Origin of the sequence: Bacillus mesophilum, from assembly GCF_008923265.1 — a bacterium.
Taxonomy (GTDB): Bacteria; Bacillota; Bacilli; order Bacillales; family Cytobacillaceae; genus Cytobacillus; species Cytobacillus mesophilum.
The window spans coordinates 846,828-871,519 of the sequence record NZ_WBOT01000001.1 but is presented as its reverse complement, the minus strand read 5'-3'; the positions used below and the strand labels follow the sequence as shown (position 1 = coordinate 871,519).

Annotated in this window: 20 protein-coding genes; 14 read left to right on the top strand and 6 right to left on the bottom strand. The window is 37.1% G+C overall.

Translation table 11 applies throughout. The features are described from left to right. Positions 1-11 precede the first annotated feature (11 nt). On the bottom strand, positions 12-1,067 hold the full coding sequence (locus F7732_RS04275) for an AEC family transporter (RefSeq protein WP_066445504.1): 1,056 nt from the start codon (positions 1,065-1,067) through the stop codon (positions 12-14). Between the two features lie 482 nt (positions 1,068-1,549). Here F7732_RS04275 and lpdA point away from each other — a divergent pair, with 482 nt between their 5' ends. The 6 genes from lpdA (at position 1,550) to sucD (ending at position 10,956) form a co-directional block, all read left to right on the top strand. Further along, the gene (gene lpdA / locus F7732_RS04270; protein WP_151572391.1) at positions 1,550-2,956 is read left to right on the top strand and encodes a dihydrolipoyl dehydrogenase; all 1,407 of its coding nucleotides are present in this window, start codon (positions 1,550-1,552) and stop codon (positions 2,954-2,956) included. Between the two features lie 61 nt (positions 2,957-3,017). Continuing rightward, complete coding sequence (locus F7732_RS04265; RefSeq protein WP_151572390.1) at positions 3,018-4,472, top strand: DASS family sodium-coupled anion symporter; 1,455 nt, start codon at positions 3,018-3,020, stop codon at positions 4,470-4,472. A gap of 57 nt (positions 4,473-4,529) precedes the next feature. Beyond that, positions 4,530-7,355 (top strand): 2-oxoglutarate dehydrogenase E1 component, encoded by a 2,826-nt coding sequence (locus F7732_RS04260; protein WP_151572389.1) that lies wholly within the window; start codon positions 4,530-4,532, stop codon positions 7,353-7,355. Positions 7,356-7,409: 54 nt separating this feature from the next. Further along, positions 7,410-8,642 (top strand): 2-oxoglutarate dehydrogenase complex dihydrolipoyllysine-residue succinyltransferase, encoded by a 1,233-nt coding sequence (gene odhB, locus F7732_RS04255; protein ID WP_151572388.1) that lies wholly within the window; start codon positions 7,410-7,412, stop codon positions 8,640-8,642. Positions 8,643-8,849: 207 nt separating this feature from the next. Next, a complete protein-coding gene (gene sucC, locus F7732_RS04250; protein WP_066445519.1) occupies positions 8,850-10,010 on the top strand; it encodes an ADP-forming succinate--CoA ligase subunit beta in 1,161 nt (386 codons plus the stop codon). Between the two features lie 43 nt (positions 10,011-10,053). Further along, positions 10,054-10,956 (top strand): succinate--CoA ligase subunit alpha, encoded by a 903-nt coding sequence (gene sucD / locus F7732_RS04245; protein ID WP_151572387.1) that lies wholly within the window; start codon positions 10,054-10,056, stop codon positions 10,954-10,956. A 140-nt stretch (positions 10,957-11,096) separates the two neighbouring features. Here the strand turns inward: sucD and F7732_RS04240 are convergent, their stop codons facing one another. After that, positions 11,097-11,888: a quinone oxidoreductase family protein gene (locus F7732_RS04240; RefSeq protein WP_240056524.1), complete on the bottom strand. Its 792-nt coding sequence runs from the start codon at positions 11,886-11,888 to the stop codon at positions 11,097-11,099. Positions 11,889-11,912: 24 nt separating this feature from the next. After that, a complete protein-coding gene (locus tag F7732_RS22960; protein WP_240056523.1) occupies positions 11,913-12,062 on the bottom strand; it encodes a hypothetical protein in 150 nt (49 codons plus the stop codon). Between the two features lie 310 nt (positions 12,063-12,372). On the opposite strand from F7732_RS22960, the gene F7732_RS04235 reads away from it, so the two are divergent. From F7732_RS04235 to F7732_RS04200, 8 genes are all read left to right on the top strand, one after another. Beyond that, positions 12,373-13,116: an amidohydrolase family protein gene (locus F7732_RS04235; protein WP_151572386.1), complete on the top strand. Its 744-nt coding sequence runs from the start codon at positions 12,373-12,375 to the stop codon at positions 13,114-13,116. A gap of 119 nt (positions 13,117-13,235) precedes the next feature. Further along, positions 13,236-13,697, top strand: a complete 462-nt coding sequence (locus F7732_RS04230) for a GNAT family N-acetyltransferase (RefSeq protein WP_151572385.1) — start codon at positions 13,236-13,238, stop codon at positions 13,695-13,697. Between the two features lie 240 nt (positions 13,698-13,937). Then, on the top strand, positions 13,938-14,807 hold the full coding sequence (locus tag F7732_RS04225; RefSeq protein WP_151572384.1) for a LysR family transcriptional regulator: 870 nt from the start codon (positions 13,938-13,940) through the stop codon (positions 14,805-14,807). A 397-nt stretch (positions 14,808-15,204) separates the two neighbouring features. After that, the gene (locus F7732_RS04220; protein WP_151572383.1) at positions 15,205-16,185 is read left to right on the top strand and encodes a tripartite tricarboxylate transporter substrate binding protein; all 981 of its coding nucleotides are present in this window, start codon (positions 15,205-15,207) and stop codon (positions 16,183-16,185) included. A 350-nt stretch (positions 16,186-16,535) separates the two neighbouring features. Continuing rightward, positions 16,536-17,711, top strand: a complete 1,176-nt coding sequence (gene prpF / locus F7732_RS04215) for a 2-methylaconitate cis-trans isomerase PrpF (protein ID WP_240056522.1) — start codon at positions 16,536-16,538, stop codon at positions 17,709-17,711. A gap of 183 nt (positions 17,712-17,894) precedes the next feature. Continuing rightward, positions 17,895-18,338, top strand: coding sequence for a tripartite tricarboxylate transporter TctB family protein (locus tag F7732_RS04210; RefSeq protein WP_151572382.1), 444 nt, complete (start codon positions 17,895-17,897; stop codon positions 18,336-18,338). Between the two features lie 198 nt (positions 18,339-18,536). Next, complete coding sequence (locus F7732_RS04205) at positions 18,537-20,048, top strand: tripartite tricarboxylate transporter permease (protein ID WP_192912990.1); 1,512 nt, start codon at positions 18,537-18,539, stop codon at positions 20,046-20,048. 63 nt (positions 20,049-20,111) lie between these two features. Next, positions 20,112-20,726 (top strand): RraA family protein, encoded by a 615-nt coding sequence (locus tag F7732_RS04200; protein WP_151572381.1) that lies wholly within the window; start codon positions 20,112-20,114, stop codon positions 20,724-20,726. Positions 20,727-21,251: 525 nt separating this feature from the next. Here F7732_RS04200 and ilvD read toward each other — a convergent pair. The 3 genes from ilvD to F7732_RS04185 form a co-directional block, all read right to left on the bottom strand. Next, positions 21,252-22,937 carry a dihydroxy-acid dehydratase gene (gene ilvD / locus F7732_RS04195; protein WP_192912989.1) on the bottom strand — a complete coding sequence of 562 codons (1,686 nt, stop codon included), beginning with the start codon at positions 22,935-22,937 and terminating at the stop codon, positions 21,252-21,254. Between the two features lie 410 nt (positions 22,938-23,347). Beyond that, positions 23,348-23,833 (bottom strand): staygreen family protein, encoded by a 486-nt coding sequence (locus F7732_RS04190; protein WP_151572380.1) that lies wholly within the window; start codon positions 23,831-23,833, stop codon positions 23,348-23,350. Positions 23,834-23,913: 80 nt separating this feature from the next. Beyond that, positions 23,914-24,666 carry a hypothetical protein gene (locus F7732_RS04185; protein ID WP_151572379.1) on the bottom strand — a complete coding sequence of 251 codons (753 nt, stop codon included), beginning with the start codon at positions 24,664-24,666 and terminating at the stop codon, positions 23,914-23,916. Between the last annotated feature and the right edge of the window lie 26 nt (positions 24,667-24,692).

The window sequence follows — 24,692 nt, the reverse complement described above, 5'->3', positions numbered from 1 at the left end:
ATACAAGCTGTCTAAAATGCGAAGATTTGGCCGATTGTATTGATAATAATAATCCATATAGGAATTAGAATGACGGCAGAAAGGGTTGACAATAGTGATGCGTTGGAAGCGAGTACCGCATCCTTGTCGAAACTAATTGCATATGCTGCACAAACTGTTGCAGTTGGCGTCGCCATCATAATGACAACTGTTCCTAATAGAACTCCACTTAAAGGCATGATGCCAACAAAGTTTAATAAAAGTAATAATACAATATTAATAGAAGGAACCATGATGATTTTATTGAAACTATAGAACCAGGATACTTTATTTGTCATGGCCGATTTAAAATCAACAGATCCTAATGTTGCACCAATTGCTAGCCAAGCAAGCGGTGATGCAAGACCAGCCAAATATGTCAATGGTTTATGCAGCCAGACTGCGGTTTGATCAATCCGTAAAAACGCAACTTGTGAGGCGACACCAGCTTCTGTTGAAACAGTAACTTGCGGGATATAACTTTGGAACATCCAAATGAATAAACCGGCAAATGTTGCAAGAACAATTGGATTTAAAAACATTTCTTTAATGTTTCGTGTTTCCATTTTCAGCCCACTCATTTTGATATAACCATATGAATATAGGAAAATACGATAGCCAATATTAAAGATGGATGCATATAAAACGCCCTCAGCTCCATAGATTGCTCCAACAATTGGTATACCAAAGAATGTAGTGGATCCAAAGATGGTTAAAATCCGAAGGGTGTCTTGCTGATCACCTTTAAACTTCATATACATTGGTTTAGTAAGGACAATGAGTATGATATAAATGGCTAATCCCCAGATTAAAATATTTATTCCTTCACTTAAGGTTCTCTCATCAATGTCCTGCATAAAAGCATTAAAAGCCAAAGCAGGTAAAGCAACAGTTAATACTACTTTTGAAAGAATTTTTCCTACTTGATCATTGAAAATCCCTTTCTTTCTGCAAAAGTACCCAAGCATAATAATGAATAATGTGGAAGTGATCGCACTAACAATATTCATATCGGTTACAGTGGTACGGATTACTTCTAATAGATTCATTGAGAATTCCTCCAGAATTTTAATGTGAATCATTTCACATAGTTGGTTATAATTTTATCGCCGGCTTGATTACAAATTAAATATAAATCGTCTGCAAAAAAGAAAATATTATTTGGAATTAAAGTAAATTACGTAACAAAAGTAATTTTCGTAATTTATGCAACTTAAAAAGTGCGATTATTCACAATCTTGGTTTCGATACTTACGTAAGCACTTACATAAGTTACATAATCTAGCGTAATCATTTTTAACACTTTAGAGTTATTGGTGAAGGTATACTTTCAAAGATTCTAAATGATCTGCACGAATAAGGGTACGCAAAAGTGTAAACATGTTAAATGAACAACTTAAATAGTAATCCTTAGTCTGCACCTTTCAAAAAAGCCATAAAGGCAGAAATCTTTCGGTAAAAAGATAGCGATTTCATATTAATGTAATCTTTAAAACAGCATGTATCTAGTGCATGGGTAGGAGGAAGAATCATGAAAGAAATTGATCAGTATCAGACTGGAACACTTATTATTGGAGCAGGACCTGGAGGCTATGTGGCAGCGATACGAGCTGCACAGCTTGGACAAAAGGTAACTATAGTAGAAAAGGAAAATTTAGGCGGAGTTTGCTTAAATGTAGGATGTATTCCTTCAAAAGCTCTTATTACAGCAAGTCATCATTATCATAATACGAAGCACTTGGATGTATTTGGTGTTAAGGTATCAGATGTAGAAGTAGATTATACCAAAGTTCAAGCATTCAAAGATGGTGTAGTTAAGAAACTAACAAGCGGTATTGGTACTTTACTAAAAGGCAATAAAGTTGAAATTGTTAAAGGTCAAGCAGAGTTTACAGACACACACAAAGTTACGATTAAAAGCTCAGAAGGCGAAAAGATATATTCGTTTGAAAACGCAATCATAGCGACAGGCTCTCGTCCGGTAGAGCTGCCAACTATGAAATTTTCCAGCAGAATTTTAGATTCTACTGGAGTATTAAATTTGAATGAACTCCCTAAGAGTATGATTGCTGTTGGTGGAGGTGTTATAGGGGTTGAACTAGTTGGTGCCCTAGCTAATTTTGGTGTGAAGGTGACAATTTTAGAAGGTCAAAAAGACATCCTTGGCGGTATGGATAAGCATCTTACTTCTATTGTTTCTAAAGGGTTAAAGAAAAAAGGTGTAGACATTTTAACGAATGTTAATGTAGAAGCTGCTAAAGATCAAGAAGATCATGTAGAAGTTGAGGTTGTGATTGACGGAGAAAAGCAAACAGTAAAAGCTGATTACCTGCTCGTGAGTGTTGGCAGGAAACCTAACACAAATGCTCTTGGTTTAGAGAATATTGGTATTGCACTTTCAGAAAGAGGTTTAATTGAAATAAATGAGCAGTGTCAAACCACACTTTCTCATATATATGCAATTGGCGATATCGTGCCGGGACCTCAATTGGCTCATAAAGCTTCATATGAAGGAAAAGTAGCTGCCGAAGCTATCTCAGGGCATCCTGCTGTTATCGATTATAAATGTATGCCAGCTGTTGTTTTTTCAGAACCAGAAATTGCTGTAGTTGGACATGATGCAAATAGTGCAAAAGAAAAAGGAATTGAAGCGGAAGTTGCAAGGTTCCCATTCGCCGTGAATGGCAGAGCGATTGCACTTAATGAGACGGAAGGTTTTGTGCAGCTTGTCACAAGAAAAGATAATGGAGTGGTGATCGGCGGCCAGATTATCGGGGCAAATGCATCGGACATGATCTCCGAACTAGCATTGGCAATTGAGTCTAGTTTAACAGCTGAAGATTTGGCATTAACAGTCCATCCGCACCCAACTTTAGGTGAAATTGTGATGGAGGCTGCTGAGCTTGCTACAGGTAACCCTATCCACCTAGTAAAATAATGTACTCTTTCACATCCTGTTAAGCCAGTAGAATATTATGTCTTATAAGGGGAAATAACCTATGAAAATAAATAAAAATTATTTTGTCATTCTTGCTTTCGTCGTTTTCCTGATTATTATACTCCTTCCAAATCCGGAAGGTTTACCGGTAGCTGGTCAAATAGCACTAGGTATTCTTGCTTTAGCAGTTATCCTTTGGATGACTGAAGCAGTATCTTATACGGTGAGTGCAGCCATTATTTTGACATTGATAGCCGTATTTATCGGACTTGCTCCGACAGTAGAGGATCCGTCTCAAATCTATTCAACAGGAGGCGGATTGAAATTAGCTCTATCTGGCTTTAGTTCATCTGCTGTTGGCCTTGTTGCAGGAGCAACCTTTATTGCTGCTGCAATGGAAATCACTGGTCTGCATAAGCGTTTAGCCTTATTTATTATGTCTAGAGTGGGAACCAAGACCAATAGCTTAGTGTTTGGTACAATTCTTGTCAGTATTGTACTCGCATTATTCGTACCAAGTGCAACGGCAAGAGCAGGTACCATTATTCCAATCTTGCTCGGTATTGTAGCAGCATTTAAATTAGCTAAAACAAGCCGACTGGCAGCCTTATTGCTTGTTACAGCTGTTCAAGCTATTTCGATTTGGAATATAAGTATTAAGACTTCTGCTGCTCAAAACATGGTAGCTCTAGGATTTATTGAACATGCGTTTGACACAACTGTTACATGGGGACAATGGCTCTTATATGCTGGTCCTTGGTCAATATTAATGTCCATCGTGCTGTATTTTCTAATGGTTAAGTTGATCAAGCCTGAAGTAAGCGAGTTAGAAAATGGTAAAGAGATTATTGGAAAACAATTAAAAGATCTTGGAAAAATTACTTTAAAAGAATGGAAGTTAATCGTCATTTCTCTCTTACTTCTTGCTTTTTGGTCAACAGAAGGAGTTTTACATCCACTTGATTCGACAACGATCACTATCATCGCAGTTACTGTTATGCTAATGCCGAAAATAGGGATTTACTCTTGGAAGGAAGTAGAAAGTAAGATTCCATGGGGAACGCTTGTTGTTTTCGCTCTAGGTATTTCTCTAGGGTCAGTGTTATTGGAAACACAAGGTGCTGCATGGCTATCTGATAATACGTTTAGTGCACTAGGATTAACGAATCAGCCACTAATTGTTATTATCATGATTCTTTCCTTGTTTAATATCATTATCCATTTAGGATTTGCAAGTGCGACGAGTCTTGCTTCGGCTTTCATACCGATTGTTATTGCTTTAGTAGCTTCGATGGAGACTACTTTCAACGGACCAGGACTTGTGTTAATTCAGCAATTTGTTATCAGTTTTGGATTCCTGCTGCCTGTAAGTGCACCGCAAAATATGCTTGCCTACGGTACAGGCGCCTTTACAACCAAAGATATGTTAAAACCTGGATTGCCGATAACTATCATTGGTTTCATTCTCATTGTTGTCTTTAGTATGACATACTGGCAATGGGTTGGATTATTGTAAAAATGGTTTGAACACTTTATTTTTAGCTGAAAAAATTGTTAAGGATGTGTGAAATATATGAATAACTTTCAAAGTCCGTGGAGTGAGTTTTCAGGACCTAACCTTGGCTATTTGTTAGAACAATATGATCTATATTTACAATCCCCGGAAATAGTAGATGAAAGTCTGGCAGAACTGTTTGCTAAATGGGGACAGCCAAAAGCTAGTAGCCGGCAGGAGGTAAAGGGATCTGAGGCATCAATTATTCAAAACCTTAAGAACCTCAGCCTTGTGTTAAAACTTGCAGCAGATATTAGAGAGCGAGGACACTTATTAGCTGATATCTATCCTTTGGAAGATAGAGAAAATAAAGATCTTTTCTTATTAGAACGCTATGGTTTAACAGAAGAAACGGTTAGAGAAGTTCCATCAGAATTGATTTGCTCTGAATGGAAAGATGAAGTCGCTGACGGTTTTGAAGCCATTCAGAAGCTGTTAACCATCTATACTGGAAAAATTGGTTATGAAGTTCTTCATGTTGAGCCAGGCGAAAGAGAATGGCTCCTTGAGCAAATCGAAATTGAAAAGGCAGAAGTACTTACAGTAGATAGAAAGAAACAGTTGTTAAGAAAACTATATGAAACTGAAGGGTTTGAACAGTACCTTCATAGAACTTATGTTGGAGCGAAGCGTTTTTCAGTTGAAGGTCTTGAAATGCTTATTCCTTCAATTGAGGAATTGGTTAGCTTAAGTGCTCAGGAACAAGTGGAAGATATCGCAATTTCTATGGCTCATCGAGGCAGATTAAATGTACTAGCACATGTTATTAAGAAACCATATGAAGCCATTTTTTCACAGTTTCAACATGTTAAATGGTTAAATGAAAGCGAAGATTATCTTGAAACGAGCGGCAGCACCGGAGATGTAAAATATCATATGGGTGGCAAGAAAAAGAGAATAGTGGATGACCGACAAATTAATGTTACTCTTGCCTACAATCCAAGTCATTTGGAGTATGCTGGAGCCGTAGTTGAGGGAGTAGTTAGAGCTTTACAAGAAAATAGAGATCAAAAAGGGTATCCTGTGCAGGATACGTCTAAAGCAATCCCTCTTCTAATCCATGGTGATGCAGCATTTGCTGGTCAAGGTGTTGTAGCTGAAATGTTCAATTTTGCAGGTACAAACGCATATCAAACTGGTGGTACTATGCATATCATTGCCAACAACCGAATTGGATTTACAACGGAAGGAAGAGATTCACGATCTACATTATATTCCAGTGATTTAGCGAAGGGATATGGAGTTCCTGTATTTCATGTTAACGCAGACGATCCAGAGGCATGCATACGAGTCATGAAGCTTGCATTTGCTTACCGTCAAGCGTTTAGAAAAGATGTAGTGATAGATTTGATCGGTTACAGAAGACTTGGCCATAATGAGATGGATGAACCGATGGCAACAAATCCGCTTATTTATCAGCTGGTGCGCAGTCATCCAACCATAACTGAATTATATAAAAAGCAATTGTTAGCTGAAAAATCTTTTACTGAGGATGAAATTAATGCAGTTCAATCTGAAGTGATGGCCGAAATTAAAGGCGCAGCTGAAAGAATGAGTCCTGATCATGATGAACCGCTTTATATTTCAGAATTGCAGGAAAAAGTTGTTTATAATGAAAAAGCACTTTTAGAAATAGATACAACTGTAGAGGCAGAGACTTTAGTTTCTATAAACAAAAGTTTGCTGAAATGGCCGGAGAATTTTAATACGTTCGGCAAACTAGAGAAAATCTTAATGCGTCGTCTAGATGTGTTCGAGAAAAAAGCGAAAATCGACTGGTCTCATGCAGAAGCCTTAGCATACGGGACTATTATAAAAGATGGAATTCCAATCAGATTAACAGGGCAGGACTCTGAACGTGGGACATTCTCACATCGTAATATTGTCCTGTCAGATGAATTAGCTGGAAATAAGTATTGCACTTTACACCAAATAGATTCAGCGAATGCTTCTTTTGCAGTGCATAATAGTACACTTACTGAAACAGCAACACTAGGTTTTGAATATGGTTATAATCTTGGTGCACCAGAAACTCTGGTAATGTGGGAAGCGCAATTTGGCGATTTTGCTAACTGTGCTCAAGTAATCGCAGACCAATTTATATCCTCTGCTAAAGCGAAGTGGGGGCAGAATTCTGGGCTAGTCCTTCTTCTGCCACATGGATATGAAGGGCAAGGACCAGAGCACTCAAGTGCAAGACTAGAGCGTTATCTTCAGCTATCAGCTGAAAACAACTGGAGTGTAGCAAATCTGTCTTCCTCAGCACAATATTTTCATCTCTTAAGAAGACAGGCTGCTACTCTAAACACAGATTTAGTTAAACCACTAGTGTTGATGACGCCGAAAAGCTTATTACGTCATCAGTCTGCAGCTGCTGAGTTAAACGAGTTTACTTCGGGTGAATTTCATCCGATTATTGAAGAGCCTAATTTGGGAGCAAACCTAGAAAAGGTAGAAAAAATAGTAATTTGTTCAGGCAGATTGGCAGTTGAACTGTCAGATCAAGTTTCTAAGAAAGATCAATATGAATGGCTGCAAATTATCCGTATAGAGGAATTATATCCATTCCCAGAAAAACAAATTTTAGAATGCCTATCAAAATATAAAAACGTAAAAGAGGTTAGCTGGACACAGGAAGAACCAAAGAACATGGGAGCATGGAGCTATATTGCACCTAAATTACAAGGTCTTTTCCCTGATAAATTAAGGGTTGAATATAACGGAAGACCAGAAATGTCTAGTCCTTCTGAAGGAGACCCGGCTGTTCATAAGAAAGAACAACAAAGAATTATTAACAATGTTTTAACTTTGACAGCAGCTTCTAAAGATAAAGTTAAGCAATAGTTCTAAATTAGAACAAAGTTATATGAAAATAAACAATTAAAGGATGTGTAAGAAATGGCAGACGTAATTATTCCAGAATTAGCTGAATCAATCACAGAAGGTACCATTGCACAGTGGCTCAAGAATCCAGGTGAACGAGTTGAAAAGGGAGATTATTTATTAGAATTAGAAACAGATAAGGTAAATGTAGAAATTATCGCTGAGCATAGTGGAGTTCTGCAAAATACTATAAAAGCATCTGGTGACACAGTCCAAGTTGGAGAAGTAGTCGCTCAGATAGAAGAAGGATCTGCTGAGAGTGCTGAGGCACCAAAAGTTGAGGCACCAAAAGAAGAAGCTAAGACTGAAGCAAAAACAGAAGCTCCAAAACAAACTCAAACACCGGCAGCTACTCATGACTATCCTGCTTCTCCAGCGGCACGAAAGCTTGCTAGAGAGCGAGGGATTGACTTGAGCCAGGTACCTGTGGCAGATCCACTGGGAAGAGTAAGTAAACAAGATGTTGCCAATGCTGGAACAGCTCCAAGTCCAGCTCCTGCATCAAGTCGTTCTTCGGAAGAAAAGAAACCAGCAGAAAACCCTGCAAAACCGGTTGAAAGACAAAAAATGACTCGCCGCAGAGCAACCATTGCGAAAAACCTTGTTGAAGTTCAGCAAACTGCTGCAATCTTAACTACTTTTAATGAAGTAGATTTAACAGCAGTAATGGAATTGCGCAAGAAGAGAAAGGATGACTTCTTGGCTGAGCATGATGTGAAGCTAGGATTTATGTCCTTCTTTACAAAAGCTGTTGTTAGTGCCTTAAAGAAATATCCATTATTAAATGCCGAAATCCAAGGCAACGAATTGGTTATCAAGAAGTTCTACGACATCGGTGTTGCTGTATCTACGAATGACGGATTAGTTGTTCCGGTTGTAAGAGATGCGGATCGCCTAGGATTTGCCGATATTGAAAAAGAGATTGGTAGACTAGCATTGAAAGCTAGAGATTCTAAGCTTGCACTTTCAGACCTTCAAGGCGGTTCATTTACTATTACTAACGGCGGCACATTTGGATCCTTATTATCCACGCCGATTCTAAATGCTCCACAAGTAGGTATTCTTGGGATGCACACGATTCAATATCGTCCTGTTGCAGTGGATCGGGAAACAGTTGAGATCCGTCCAATGATGTATATTGCATTATCATATGACCACCGAATTGTTGATGGAAAAGAAGCAGTAGGGTTCTTGGTGCGTATTAAAGAATTGCTTGAAGACCCTGAGAAATTTTTATTAGAAGCATAAGATTCTTTGAATCATTAAGCCTAGTGTAAGGTATCACCAGACTATAGTTTGAAATGTCCTTACACTAGGATGATGAATATATATGCAGTAAAAAAAGGAATTAAAACGCCGTTACATGATAAATGGTGCTTTAATTTGGGGAATTTTATCTCTAGCTGCAACATACAAATTTTCTAATTTTCTTACAAAGATTGAGGGAGGAAAGTCATGAATATTCATGAGTATCAAGGAAAAGAAATTCTTAGGCAATATGGAGTAGCTGTTCCAAATGGACACGCAGCTTTTACTGCTGACGAGGCTGTGAAAGCAGCTGAATCACTTCAGCAAGGTGTTTATGTTGTTAAAGCGCAAATCCATGCAGGTGGAAGAGGTAAAGCAGGCGGAGTAAAAATTGCTAAGAGCATTGAAGAAGTTCGCCAATATGCTGAAGAATTACTCGGAAAAACACTCGTTACTCATCAAACTGGTCCTGAAGGAAAAGTAGTAAACCGTCTTCTAGTTGAAGAGGGCTGCGACATCCGGAAGGAATATTATATTGGTCTTGTTCAAGATCGCGCAACTTCAAGAGTGGTATTAATGGCATCTGAAGAAGGCGGAATGGATATTGAGGAAGTAGCAGAAGAGACGCCAGAAAAAATCTTTAAAGAAGTTATTGACCCTGTTGTTGGTTTAACAGCGTTTCAGGCAAACAGACTTGCTTTTAACATCAATATTCCGGCAAAGCTAGTGAGACAAGCTGTAAAATTTATGATGGGACTTTATAAGGTTTACATCGATAAAGACTGTTCAATCGCTGAAATCAACCCTCTAGTTGTAACAGGTGATGATAAGGTTATGGCTTTAGATGCTAAACTGAATTTTGATGGCAACGGATTGTTCCGTCAAAAAGATATTTTAGAACTAAGAGATTTTGATGAAGAAGATCAAAAAGAAATTGAAGCATCTAAATATGACTTAAGTTATATTTCTTTAACTGGAAATATCGGCTGTATGGTTAATGGTGCAGGCTTGGCAATGGCGACAATGGATATTATCAAGCACTATGGCGGAGACCCGGCTAACTTCCTTGATGTTGGGGGCGGTGCTACAGCGGAAAAAGTTACTGAGGCATTCAAAATTATTTTATCCGACCAAAATGTAAAAGGTATTTTTGTAAATATTTTTGGCGGAATTATGAAATGTGACATTATTGCGAATGGTGTGGTAGAGGCCGCTAAGCAAGTTGGGCTGAATGTACCGCTTGTAGTAAGACTTGAAGGTACGAACGTTAAGGAAGGTAAGCAAATTCTTGCAGAAGCAGACATTGATATTATTTCTGCGGATTCCATGGCAGATGGAGCGCAGAAAATCGTAGAACAAGTACGCTGAAAAATGGAAGGCTAAGTAGCATAATTAGGAAGGAGATCTGCAAGTGAGTATCTTTATTGATAAGCAAACAAAAGTCATTGTACAAGGAATTACAGGTTCTACTGCTTTATTTCATACAAAACAAATGTTGGAGTATGGAACAGCTATCGTTGGTGGGGTGACACCAGGTAAGGGCGGAACAGAAGTAGAAGGTGTTAAGGTTTTTAATACTGTTGAGGATGCTGTAAAAGAAACTGGCGCTACAGTTTCAGTTATTTATGTACCTGCACCATTTGCAGCAGATGCAATTATGGAAGCTGTTGATTCTGAGCTTGATCTTGTTATTTGTATAACTGAACATATTCCTGTGTTGGATATGGTTAAAGTGAAGCGCTACATGGAGGGCAAGAAAACACGTTTAATCGGACCAAACTGTCCTGGCGTGATCAGCCCAGAAGAATGTAAGATCGGTATTATGCCAGGTTATATCCACAAAAAAGGTCACGTTGGCGTTGTTTCACGTTCAGGAACATTAACATATGAGGCTGTACATCAATTAAGTGAGGCTGGCATTGGACAGTCTACAGCAGTTGGAATTGGTGGAGATCCAGTAAACGGTACTGATTTTATTGATGTATTAAAAGCATTTAATGAGGATCCAGATACTTATGCTGTAATTATGATTGGTGAAATTGGCGGTACTGCTGAGGAAGAAGCAGCACTTTGGGCAAAAGAGAATATGAATAAACCTATCGTAGGCTTTATTGGTGGTAGAACAGCACCACCAGGAAAGCGTATGGGTCATGCCGGAGCTATTATTTCGGGTGGAAAAGGAACTGCAGCTGAAAAAGTTAGCGTAATGGAAAGCTGCGGTATTTCAGTAGCAGAAACTCCATCTGTAATGGGAGAAACATTAATTAAAGTTCTACATGAAAAAGGACTATACGAAAGTTGCAAAACTCATTAATTTCAAAATAATATATGTTGAGTTGTAACAATATCGTCCCTCTAAAATGATAGCCAGTGAGATTTTACTTCATGTAAAATCTCACTGGCTTCATTTTGATACTTCATTATACACAAATGAGCATAGCAGAAAAGTATGCTTCACATTTTAATTAGAATTTTCCCTTTATAATTTCGACTTTCAATTAGTGCATGAGCAAGCCTAGCATCTTTTAAATCAAAAACTTGTGCAACTGGGAGGGATACTTTTCCTGAACTAAATAATTCAATTACGTTATCTGCAATAGCCCTTAATCGTTCAGGATGAAATTTTCGTGTTGTACCCAAACTAAAACCGCTAATTGTTCTGCAACTGCTATGAACATCACTTGTTGACATGTTTCCTGTTTTACCAGTACTGTTACCAAACTGAACAAGATTTCCATAATAGGCTAAACATTCTAAGCTCTTGCTCGTTATATTTCCTGCACAGGAATCAAAAATGACATTAGCACCTATATTGTTGGTCAGTTTTAAAACTTCTTTAGAGAATGTGTCATATGTGTATACAAAATCAGCACCTAAACCCAAAACATAGGACTCCTTCTCCAGAGAGCCAACTGTACCAATAATCTTTGAAACATTTGCTATTTTAGCTAATTGAATTAATATGGACCCAACACCACCAGCTGCACTGTGTACAATAATCGTATCTGTTGGTTTTACTTGGCCAATTTCAAAGATAAGAATATATGATAAGAAAGAAACCGTTGGCATTGCTGCTGCCTGTTCCATCGAAAGGGCATCTGGTATTTTAAAAACTAAATTCTCATTAGCCACAACGTACTCAGCATACGAACCATTTTTAGGAAAAGCAACTACTCGGTCTCCTGGTGAAAATGTGGAATTTTCAGGTGCCTTCTCAACAGTACCTGATACATCTAATCCTAGCATTAAAGGAAAATTTCCTTTGCCTTTTTATCCAATTCGTTTTTTAATATCTGCATAGTTAACACTTGTGTAAGCGGCTTTAATCAAAAGCTCGTTCTTTTCAATAGAAGGGATCTCAACATCTGCGTAAGTTAAAACATTTACTTCACCGTATTCATTCTGTAAAATAGCTTTCAACTTTTGTACCCCCTAAGTAATTATTTTTCATTATAACAGGTTAAAATCTATTGGATAATTCAAAAAAAATTATGGCAATCCATAAATAAAGCTTATGAATTTTCCTGAATGCAACCTTATAGTTATTAATATTTAAATACTACTTGTAATTAATTTCTACTTTTAATAAGGACGAAATTTTAATCATTAAAGTAGGCAAATGAGAATACTACACATAAAAACTACTATTTACATATTTATCAAGGCTAATAATTAGTATTCCACTGATGTCAAGTTTTTGATATGTTATAAAAAAGAAAGGGGATCTGTAATGAAAATTTTTGATGCGCATTTTCATATAATTGATTTTGAGTTTCCGATTATTGAGAACCAAGGGTACACACCACCAAGCTATGTTGCAGACGATTACTTAAATGAGACTGCTAACTTGAATATAGGCGGAGGGGCGATTGTATCAGGATCATTTCAGGGATTTGATCAGCAATATTTAATGAAGGCTCTTAAACAAATGGGTCCAGCTTTCTGTGGTGTTACACAGCTTCCCTTTACGGTGACCGATGATGAAATTTTAAATCTACATAAAAGTGGTGTAAGAGCACTTCGGTTTAATATTAAACGAGGTGGCTCTGAAGATCTTTCAAAGCTCGATCATTTCGCTAGAAGAGTATATGATTTGGCAGGGTGGCATAGTGAACTTTATATTGATGCCAAAGAACTGCCTGATATTGCATCAACGATTGAGAAATTACCAGCAATTTCAATTGACCATTTAGGTTTGTCTGAAGAAGGCCTTCCTCATCTATTAAAATTAGTAGACAAAGGGGTACATGTTAAAGCAACAGGATTCGGCCGTGTTGAATTGGATGTTAAAAATGCATTAAAAACTATATTTGAAACCAATCCAGATGCACTAATGTTTGGCACAGATTTGCCTTCAACACGGGCGAAAAGACCTTTTGAATATGATGATATAGAATTGATCCAAAACCTTTTTGATGAAAAAAGTGCGGATAAGATATTATATAGAAATGCTTTGAAATGGTATTTTGGGTAATTAAGAAAAGACCCAATTGACGAGGGCGGAATTCATCTTTAATCTCAAAAAACTAGCCGCACATAAGAAGCACTAATTGATAGGTTAATTACAAATGTAAATTACGGGGAGAGATCTAATTGGAGACAGAAATTACCTTTCGAATTGCAGTCCAAAAAGATTTAGATAGTATTGTTGCTATGCTAGCAGATGATTTTCTGGGAAGTCAGCGTGAACGGCATGAAAATCCATTGCCTACTAGTTATATAAAAGCATTTGAAGCTATCACTTCAGACCCTAATAACGAATTAATAGTCGCATGTGAGGGTGGAAAAGTTATTGGAGTTCAGCAAATTACCTTCACACCTTACATAACACATCAAGGCAGCTGGAGAGCTACAATTGAAGGAGTTAGAACTGCTGGTTCTGTAAGGGGCAGAGGAGTGGGTTCTGATTTAATAAAATGGGCAATTCACCGAGCAAAAGAACGAGGCTGCCATCTAATACAATTGACAACAGATAAAACAAGACCTGATGCATTAAGGTTTTATGAACGATTAGGATTTGTTCCAACTCATGAAGGATTAAAACTGAAGCTTTAATACTTTTAATTTTAATATTACTGAAGACAAAATAGATTGAGGAAGCTATCTTGTATTTTTCATAATAATAGTATGGTTTTACTAGTTAATAAAACTGGTGAAACCATCCTTTTTTTGTTTCAAAACAGCCATGTTTGATATTTATAGACTAATTAAACTAACTAAACGTCCCAATTATTTATGTTATTTGAAAAAACTGTCTTGCTTAATAATATGTTGGTATCTATGGAGGTGCTTATAATGGATTTTCGAGACTGGACCATCTTAAAAGTTTTATATGAACAAAAAAATATTACAAAAACTGCTATCTTAATGCATATATCACAACCTGCACTTACTAAACGATTACAGCAGATGGAGCAAAGTTTTGGTGTTCAAATTGTACATCGCGGCAGAAGAGGTGTTCATTTTACTCCACAAGGAGAATATCTTGTGAAATGTGCTGACGAGATGTTAAATAAGCTTCAGGATATAAACGATCATATTTCGAACATGGATGATAAAGTTACAGGTACGCTGAGAATTGGTTCATCTTTTTTATTTTCTAGAATTAAGCTTCCTATTTTATTAAAACTATTTAAGGATAAGTATCCAGATGTTGAATTTCATGTAGTAACCGGCTGGAGTGAGCAAATTTATCAAGTGCTGGTAAAACAAGATGTACATATTGGGTTAATAAGAGGGGATTACAAGTGGAGTGGCGGGAAGCGCCTTTTGCTGCATGAATCGCTATTGTTAGTATCAAAAAAAGAAATTAAAATGGAAGACTTGCCTAAACTTCCAAGAATTGATTATAAAAGTGATACAAAGTTAAAGGAAATGATTGATACATGGTGGAGCAATCATTTTTCAGTTCCTCCACTTGTTAGCATGACTGTGGATCGATCGGATACGTGTAAAGAGATGATTTTAAACGGATTAGGCTATGCAATTATGCCAGGATATGTATTAAAAGGTACGAATGATTTTTATACAATGGAACTCACAGACCATAAAGGAGAAAAAATTGTTCGAGACTCTTGGATGATTTACCATGAAGAAACATTAAATTTAAAATTAGTAAGCGCTTTTGTTGAGTTTATAGATAGTCTTAATATTGAAGAAGTGTAGTTTGGAAAGAGTCCATTCTATTTCTATTAGGAGATAAAACTTTAAAATAAATGGATTTATCTCCTTCTATTAATCTAAGTTCATGATCAATTCTATATTTATTAAAGTTACTGCAGCAGACCAAATAAGAAAGGAAGCTGCGAAATGATAACTATAGTACAAAACAACCCTTATCAAAAAGCTTAAAAACCTGCAAGAACCCCCTCCATTTAGAGTTTCTAACATATTCATAATCTTAAGTTATTTTTCACCATAAAAAAGACTTATTATATTTCTGAATATTATTAATTTATAATATCCTTAATTGGAAGCGATTCCAAATGGGGGGTGAAAACTTTTTAGCTTATCGAATAACGAATCTCTAAAGATTTTAATAAATGATAAGGAGTGAATAGATATGAAAAAGAGTGCTTGTTTAATTGTAGTTCTTCTATTTACCATGATCCTTTCAGCCTGTTCTTCAAGTTCAGCAGGTAATGGAGGAGAATATCCTACAGGGCCAATTGAGTTTGTTGTTGGGTTCTCACCAGGCGGAGCGGCTGATGGAACAATGCGTGCATTACAAAAGGCTTTACAAGATGAAGGTCTTATCGATGTGCCAATTACCGTTATTAATAAGCCAGGCGGAGCAGGGGAAATAGGTAGACAATATTTAAGTGACAAAGGCGGCCATACAATCGGCCTCGATTCGAGTCTTTTAATAAGTAATTATTTACTTGAAAAAAGTGACCTGAATTATGAAAGTTTTATACCGTTAGCAACTTTAACAACTGAGTGGCAAGCAGTAGTTGTTCCAAAAGGATCTAAGGTAAAAACTGGGGAAGAGATTATGAATAAATTAAAAGAAGACCCAACTTCATTAAAGATCGGAATTGCATCTGGACTGGGGAGTGATGACCACCTTTCATTTGTTGAAGCAGCGATGATTTCTGGCGTTGAGACAGATAAACTTCAATTTTTAGTTTACGAAAGTGGTGGAGATTTAATTACAGCTTTGTCAGGTGGACATGTTGATATCGGTTCTACTTCAGTATCTGAGGCATCCGAGCAGGCCAAAGCAGATATGGTTGACATTGTAGTCGTTTCAGCTGAAGAGCGAGTAGAAGGAGTGGAGGATGTTCCAACCTGGAAAGAAGAAGGTGTGGACGCGATTTTTGCCAAATGGAGAGGAATTACTGCTGGTCCGAATATGTCAGATCAGGAAGTTGAATTTTGGGATAACTTGCTGGCTGAATTGGTAGAGACAGATTCATGGAAAAAGGTTTTGGAAAATAATGGTTGGGATTCATTTTACAAGGATAGCAGTGAAACTTTAGAGTTCTATAAGGAAGAAACTGAGCAATATGAAGAGTTATTACAAAGTTCAGGTTTAAAATGATTATTTTTATGGTTATAGCTAGGCAATATTCATTTTAAAATTTCCTAGAAAGGATTGTCCTTAGCCTGACATTCCTTTTTTTATAAAAATTATAATTAATGTTTAGCGATGAAGATGGTTCGTTGAAAGTTTAGTTAAGTCTCTGCCCCCCCCCGTATTTCCTTTAGACAAGCTTCATAATAGAACAAAATTAAGTTTGATATTGCATTGCTTATTGATTCTCATTTGCAGTCAGATATAACAATATCAAATGTTTAACGATCAAATATAGATATTTTCTTAATAATAAAAACTAACCTATAATTTTCTATTAAGAACAGAAGTAAGAATACATGAAAGGAGTAATGCAAGTGAGTACATCGGGAAAACAGGTGGAAATTCCTGCAGTTTATATGCGTGGGGGAACTAGCAAAGGGGTTTTTTTTCTTAAAGAAAATTTACCAGATGATCCAAACATACTTGATGAAGTTTTATTGCGCTGTATTGGTAGTCCTGATCCTTATGGACAGCAAATAGATGGAATGGGAGGAGCTACTTCAAGTACGAGTAAGGTTGTTATTATTTCAAAAAGCAACAGACCTGGTTGTGATGTTAATTATAGATTCGGTCAAGTAGCTATTGGAAAACCATTGGTTGACTGGAGCGGTAATTGTGGAAACCTTACGTCTGCTGTGGGTCCTTTTGCAATATCTAAAGGTTTAATAGATGCTCCATATAACGGAATAGCAACAGTTAACATTTGGCAAGAAAATATCGGCAAAAAAATAATAGCACATGTTCCCGTGCAAAATGGAGAAGTTCAGGAGCTTGGCGAGTTTGTACTTGATGGTGTCGCTTTTCCTGCAGCTGAGATTAAGCTAGAGTTTATTGAACCAGGCGGAAGTGATGGAGAGTCAGGTGAAGGAGGATGCATGCTGCCAACTGGAAACGTGATAGATCGCCTCCAAATTCCTGAAATAGGTGAAATAGAAGTGACATTGTTAAATGCAGGGAATCCTGCTATTTTTATCGCAGCTTCCTCACTAGGTTTAACAGGTAAAGAATTGCAAAAAGATATCAATGAAAACCAAGAACTGCTTACTCAATTAGAAATGATTCGTGCCCATGGAGCTGTAGCAATGGGGTTAGGCAATAGTGTTGAATTTATAAGCAGTCACCGGCAGCATACGCCGAAAATTGCTTTCTTTGGAGAACAAGCAGACTACAAGACATCAGATGGCAAAGAAATACAAAAAGAAGACATTGATATTTTAGCCCGAATTCTCTCTATGGGAAAATTGCATCATGCTATGACTGGTACTGGAGCTGTTGCGATAGCAACGGCAGCTTCGATTCCTGGAACAATTGTCAGTAATATATTAGGGCGCACAATGTCTGAAATTAGATTTGGGCATCCGTCTGGTTCATTAGTTGTAGGTGCTGATTCTAAACAAACAGAAGCGGGCTGGTCTGTTAGAAAAGTTATGATGAGTCGAAGTGCCAGAAGAATTATGGAAGGATCAATATTAGTACCTCTCCAGAAGTGATTATTTCTATAAGAGACTAATGAGAATAATGAAAATTTGTCATTCAACAATCAACTAGTTTATTAATTGACAGGAAAGAAATTTGATAAAGATTTTACCGTTATTATATTTAAAGAAATTCGAAAGCGATTTCAAATCTATATCTAGTTGGTCGCTGTATTAAAAAATTGGAGGAGGTTAATCATGCAGAATAAAAAGTTGATTGTACCAGGAGGTTTTATCGTATCTAGTATAATCTTTTTGGTTGCAACTTTAAATTTGCCTAAAGCTAAATTAGGTGATCCAAATGGACCTTTGTACTTTCCAGGAATGATTGGGTTGTTATTACTGTTTTTTAGTATTATCTATTTGGTTTCCGAAGTACGAAATCAAGGTGAAAAAATAGAAATTAAAACATTATTTACAAAAAAGGTTATCATGATGATCGTGTGGACAACCGTTTTTTCACTAATCTATACGTTTATTTTTGAAGTAGCAGGCTTTTTAATATCTACGACTTTATTTTTGTATGCTTTGTTACATCTGATTAATGGCAAGAAAAAATGGAAGATAAATGTGATCGTAGCAGTTGTTTTCACAGTAGTTGTTTGGTTTGGATTTGAATCAATGGGGATTATTTTGCCATAGTTTATTTCTCAGCATTTTCGTGTCAACTAACTTATGGATAACAAACCGGCTAACATACCCTTTGCAGAATTTGTTGAGAAGTCTAGATAGAAGGAAACTGAGGAATTATTTGGAAATCAGGGAATTGAGTATAAGAAAGATTTAATAATAACTGTTTTATATTCTGAGAGAAAATAATGGAAAGGAAGGTACTGTTCTATGGGGATTGATATACAAATGGTTTTAGAAGGTTTATTAATTGCACTTCAGCCTATTAATCTTTTATGGATTACAGCAGGAGGGTTTTTAGGTACTATTGTTGGCATGCTTCCTGGATTGGGACCTGCTACGGCAGTCGCAGTTTTGGTGCCTATCACGTTTGGGATGGATCCTACCAGTGCAATTATATTAATGACGGCTATTTATTGCGGTGCAATGTATGGCGGTTCAAGAAGTTCAATCCTTTTAAATACTCCTGGTGATGGTTCTGCGATTGCTGCTACATTTGATGGATACCCAATGGCAAAAAAGGGTTTGGGTGGGCAGGCGCTAGCTATTTCAGCAATAGCTTCATTTATTGGAGGGATGCTTGGGGTAGTAGGTTTTATTTTTTTGGCACAGCCATTAGCTAATTTTGCCCTGAAGTTTGGATCTGCAGAATATTTCCTGTTAATGCTATTTACCCTTTCAGCCATTGTATCCCTTTCTAGAGGAGCGATGATTAAAGGTTTCCTCTCAATGTGTATTGGTCTAGCCATCGGCACGATCGGGGTTGATTTACAATCTGGTGTATACCGATTCACAATGGGAATTCATCATTTTACTGAGGGGATCGAGTTTCTAATCATCATAATGGGAATATATGCTGTTGGAGAAGTGCTTTATAATTTGCTCACAATAAATAGACCCACAGAAAAGAAGGAAACTGTCGGTAAAATTTGGATTACGAAAAAACAGTGGAAAAAATCTAAATGGCCGATTTTCCGAAGTGCACCCTTAGGATTTTTAGTCGGGGTTTTACCTGGTGCAGGTGGTACAATTGCTTCCATGTTAAGTTATTCGACGGAAAAACAACTGGCAAAAAAACCTGAAGAGTTTGGGAAGGGAAGAATTGAAGGTTTAGCAGCACCAGAATCGGCCAATAATGGAGCAGCTGTTGGAGCGATGATTCCCCTTTTATCAATGGGAGTACCCGGTTCTGCAACCACAGGCGTCATGCTTGGTGTTCTGATCATGTTAGGTATTAAACCAGGTCCATTTTTATTCCAGCAAAATGGTGATATGGTTTGGGCACTAATCAATAGCATGTTTATAGGAAATATTGTATTAATCATTATTAATATTTTACTTGTCGGTTTATTGATTAAAATCTTAGATACACCGCCTAAGATCTTATATCCGATTATATTAGTATTATCATTTGTAGGGGTATACACATTCAACTATTCAGCTGCCGATTTCTTTTTATTAATCATATTTGGCATGTTGGGCTTATTTATGAAGCTATATCATTTCCCTGTAGCACCGCTAATTCTTGCCCTAATCGTTGGACCAGATATGGAGCAAAACTTTAGGAAAAGTATTATCGCTTCTGATGGCTCAATTGGTTACTTTTTCTCGTCACCAATTTCAATTGTGTTAATGATCCTAACTGTTATTTCTATACTCTACCCTTTTGTTATGCGAAAAATTCAGAATAGAAGAACAAATTCAAATGGACTTGATGTTTAAGAGAACAAAAGATTTTTAATAATCTTTAATTTACTGTTGTTAGCCTAATTATGGAGGTAAGTGATGGATAACATTATATCTAAATTTCTGAAAATACCAACAGCCTGTTTTTCTGATTCTATGCAAGGATTAAATAATATGGATTCAACTATTAAGCCCTTAAAAGAAGACTTTGTAGTAGCGGGTAGAGCTTTTACTGTGAAAATACCAGTTGGAGACAACAAAGCTGTATTACGTGCTATTAATGAAGCGAATCCTGGAGATGTTCTTGTAATTGATGCAAAAGGTGATACGTATAGAGCAATAGCTGGCGACTTTATTGTTGGATTAGCGCAATCACTTGGTATCAATGGGATTATCGCAGATGGTGTAATTCGTGATGTTCAAGGTGTGAAAAAATTAAACTATCCTGTTTTTTGCAAAGGTACAACCGTTGCGGCTAGTGCAAAAAGCGGTTGGGGCGAAATGAATATCCCTATATCTTGTGGGGGTGTTGCTGTTAAACCTGGTGATATTGTTGTGGGTGATGCAGATGGGGTGGTCATCATTCCTCAAGAAAGAGAGAAAGAAATCTTAAAGCTTGCTCAAGAAAAGCTGAGGAAAGACGAGGAAAGAGAAGCACAAATCTCTGGAAATCATGAAGAAATACGCCGCTTTCTTAATCAAATGACAAAATAAGAGTAAATCGTTTCAAATAAGGGGTGCAGTGTGTGCCCCTTATATTATTTAAGAAATGCAAAAATTATAATTTTAATATTCAAGGTGAGAGCCTTCAAAAAAAGAATAAAAAAAGCATTATCGACTATACCAACATTGCATGTAAAAAAAGGAGTCGCTATGTAATATAAGTTTCAATAATTTTGTGTCGCACGTCAACTGTGGAAGAAAGATATAAAGGTGATTAATTGCGATTTTATTCTAGTTTACATAATATATATTATCGGAACCAATTAATATGAGCATATTTACTGTCTCATTATATAAGTATACTTAAGTTAGTGAGACGAAATAAAAAATTAACATAAAATTGTTATTCAGCAAAATTTAAACAATCATTTATAAATACTAATATTTCTTTAAGGAGTTGCAGTTTTATTTATAAAATTTATTTGTTGCTGAAAGATTTCTTTTAAATAAATACTTAAAAAACTCGATTTCTTAATGGTTTTGAATTTCCATTATGAAATCGAGTTTTTGCTGCTATTAGATTTTCATAACGCCGCCTGTGCTGGCATTTGTTACAAGTTTAGAATATCGAGCTAGATAACCTTTTTTTACTTTTGATTCAAAGCCTCTCCAGTTTGTTTTTCTTTTCTCGAATTCTTCATCAGATATTTCCAGGTTAATGGTACGCTTGTTCAGATCAAGTTCAATAATATCACCGTTTTCAACGAAAGCAATTGGACCGCCTTCTGCTGCTTCCGGTGAGATATGACCAATGCTGATGCCGCGTGAAGCTCCAGAAAAGCGTCCGTCTGTTATAAGGCCAACTTTTGCTCCAAGCCCCCTGCCGACAATCTGTGAGGTCGGTGCAAGCATCTCAGGCATGCCTGGTCCTCCCTTCGGCCCTTCATAGCGAATAACAACGACGTTTCCTTCTTGAACTTTGCCTGTAATAATACCTGATAAAGCATCTTCTTGAGAATCAAAGCAAATAGCTGGTCCTCTATGATATCCGCCTACAGATTCATCAACAGCCCCTACTTTAATAATTGAACCCTCTGGGGCTAGATTTCCGAATAAGACGGCAAGTCCTCCGCGTTCGCTATGAGGATTCTCCAGCGGGCGGATAACATTATGATCGAGAATCTCACAGCCTTCTACATTCTCTCTAAGTGTTTTTCCTGAAACGGTGATGCAATCACCATTCAGAGCATCTGGTTTTTTCAGCAATTCATGGATTACCGCGCTTACGCCACCGGCATTGTGGACGTCTTCAATATGGTAATCTGATGCAGGAGCTATTTTTGCGAGATGTGGAACTCGATTGGCTATTTCATTGATTCTTTCAATTGGATATTCAATTTCTGCCTCATGTGCAAGTGCTAATGTGTGAAGAACTGTGTTGGTGGACCCACCCATTGCCATATCTAATGCAAATGCATTATCAATCGCATCAATTGTTACGATATCACGAGGTTTAATGTTCTTTTTAATCAGATCCATTAACTGACTAGCTGATTTTTTTACAAATTCTTTGCGTTCTTCAGATACCGCAAGTATTGTTCCATTTCCAGGTAATGCTAATCCGAGGCCTTCTGCAAGACAATTCATGGAGTTAGCTGTAAACATACCTGAACACGATCCGCATGTCGGACAGGCCACCTGTTCAATTTCCTGCAGCTGCGCTTCATTGATTTTGCCAGATTCATAGGCGCCGACACCTTCAAAAACAGAGCTTAAAGATAACGGCTTTCCGTTCGAATCTACACCTGCTTTCATCGGTCCTCCGCTGACAAACATCGTAGGTATGTTTACCCGCAGCGCACCCATCATCATACCAGGGGTAATTTTGTCACAGTTTGGGATGCAGACCATTCCATCAAACCAGTGTGCAGAAACAACCGTTTCAAGTGAGTCAGCAATAATCTCCCGGCTTGGCAAGGAATATCGCATTCCAATATGGCCCATCGCAATGCCATCGTCTACTCCAATCGTATTGAATTCGAACGGAACTCCGCCTGCTTCACGGATGGCTTTTTTTACTATTTTTCCGAACTCCTGCAGATGAACATGACCTGGAACAATATCTATGTATGAGTTGCATACAGCAATAAATGGTTTACCGAAATCCTCTTCTTTCACTCCGGCTGCTCGCAATAAGCTGCGGTGCGGGGCGCGATCTACTCCTTTTTTAATCATATCACTTCTCATTTGAGAGTCACTCATGTAAAAACCTCCTATTATGTTAAATTGGTATTATCTTTAAATAGTTCTTTACAATATAAATCTTTTTTTTAACAATTTCAACAATTTCGGCGATATTTATTTATCACTTTAAAGGATAAAATTTTATTAAGTATTAATTCCTCTCGTTAGTTAACATAATAAAATTATTTGCAACTCATTATATGTAAAAAAAGACAGACATCATATGTGTCTGCCTAAATATTATTCACTTTCCTGAGTACAATTAAAAAACCATCTAATTCGCTTCTTTGCTAACCATTTCCAGCTGCTTTTCTTGCCCCATTTTTCCGTCTGATTCGTAACTGAGCATTTCAGGTGTTTCTGTATTTTTTTCTTTATGCACTGCAAGGGCCCTTTTTCATAAATGTCGTCGTATACAGTCCTCTTATTTAGGAGTTTGCTGTTAATGGACCTACAGCCTTTTGTAAATATTGTCTTGGTGTACCATAATAAAACATTTTATGAAATTCAGGATATATTGAGTCAAAATGAATATAAATCGGCGAATCTAGCAGCCAGGGATAATGGGAGAAAAATTCGCGGTCTCCGTATATTAGTGCGGATAAAGCCCGATCTGCTTCCCGCTGGAAAATTAAATATCGAGCGTGAGCATACTGCTGATCATACTCTCCGTTACTAATGTGAAATTTGCCTGCCAGCACATACTGGCCAAGCTGCGGAAGCCATTCTGCAGCTAACTCATCCCGTACATTCATGTTCACTGTGCTTAGGTCATAATCATGGCCAATAGATAAAAATAATTCTCCAGTTTCGTCACTATGTGTTAAAGTATATTTTCTTCGTTCTACTGGGCGAAATGCAGTTGCTGGCGGTAAATAGCAAACATGCAATTTGGAGGGTGAAAACTTTTCCATGGGCAACGGCTCCTTTATAAACGTATTTAATACCGTTGCCCTATTTTATGATATTCGCCTAAAAGGTGTGACAATTTACACTATTTCAGATTCTTCATTACCTTTACATCTTGAAGTTCCCATTTACCGTTTTTATAGAGCCACGTTGATTCAATATAGCCAATGCCATCTGCATGATATGCTCCGCTAATGCCCTGAACCGCTCTCAATCCATATTGTCCATTCTCAAATAGAACTGGTTTCATTGAACCATAAGGATCAATCATCAATTCTAAAGGTTCATTTAACTTGCCGTTTTGATATAAACCAAGCCGGTCATATTCCTTTTTCCGGTCCTTTAGATCAAACTCAAAAGTTTGTCCGGTATTTTGAATTTCTAATTTTGCTTTATAGCCGTCTAAAAATTGACTATTCGTTGTTAAGCCTTCAGGAATTCCTACGTCTTTTAATTTGAAATCCTTTAAGGTGTATAGATAGTAATGTGAAAGACCGCCGCTCCCTCCTGTTGGAATCATTATCAGCATATCTTTAACATGATCATGATTTAAATCTTGAAAAACGATGCTGGGTTCATATCCAGGTTCTAAATCTTTTGTGTATGTCTTCCCATTGCTGGCCATTATTTCTAGTTTAATTTCTTTTAGAAAACCCGCGCCTTCATCATATGGTAGTCCTTTTATATAAATGTGATCGGGTTGCCCATCCCCTGTAACATCTTGTTTTGCTTCAAAAACAGTGTTCAGTTTTTCATTCTCATTAGCAAAAGCAGCAGTGATGGCTGACAAGGAAAAGAAAAATACCGCAGCAAGCGGGATCATTATTTCTTTGCGCATTTATGTTCCTCCTATATACTTATTCA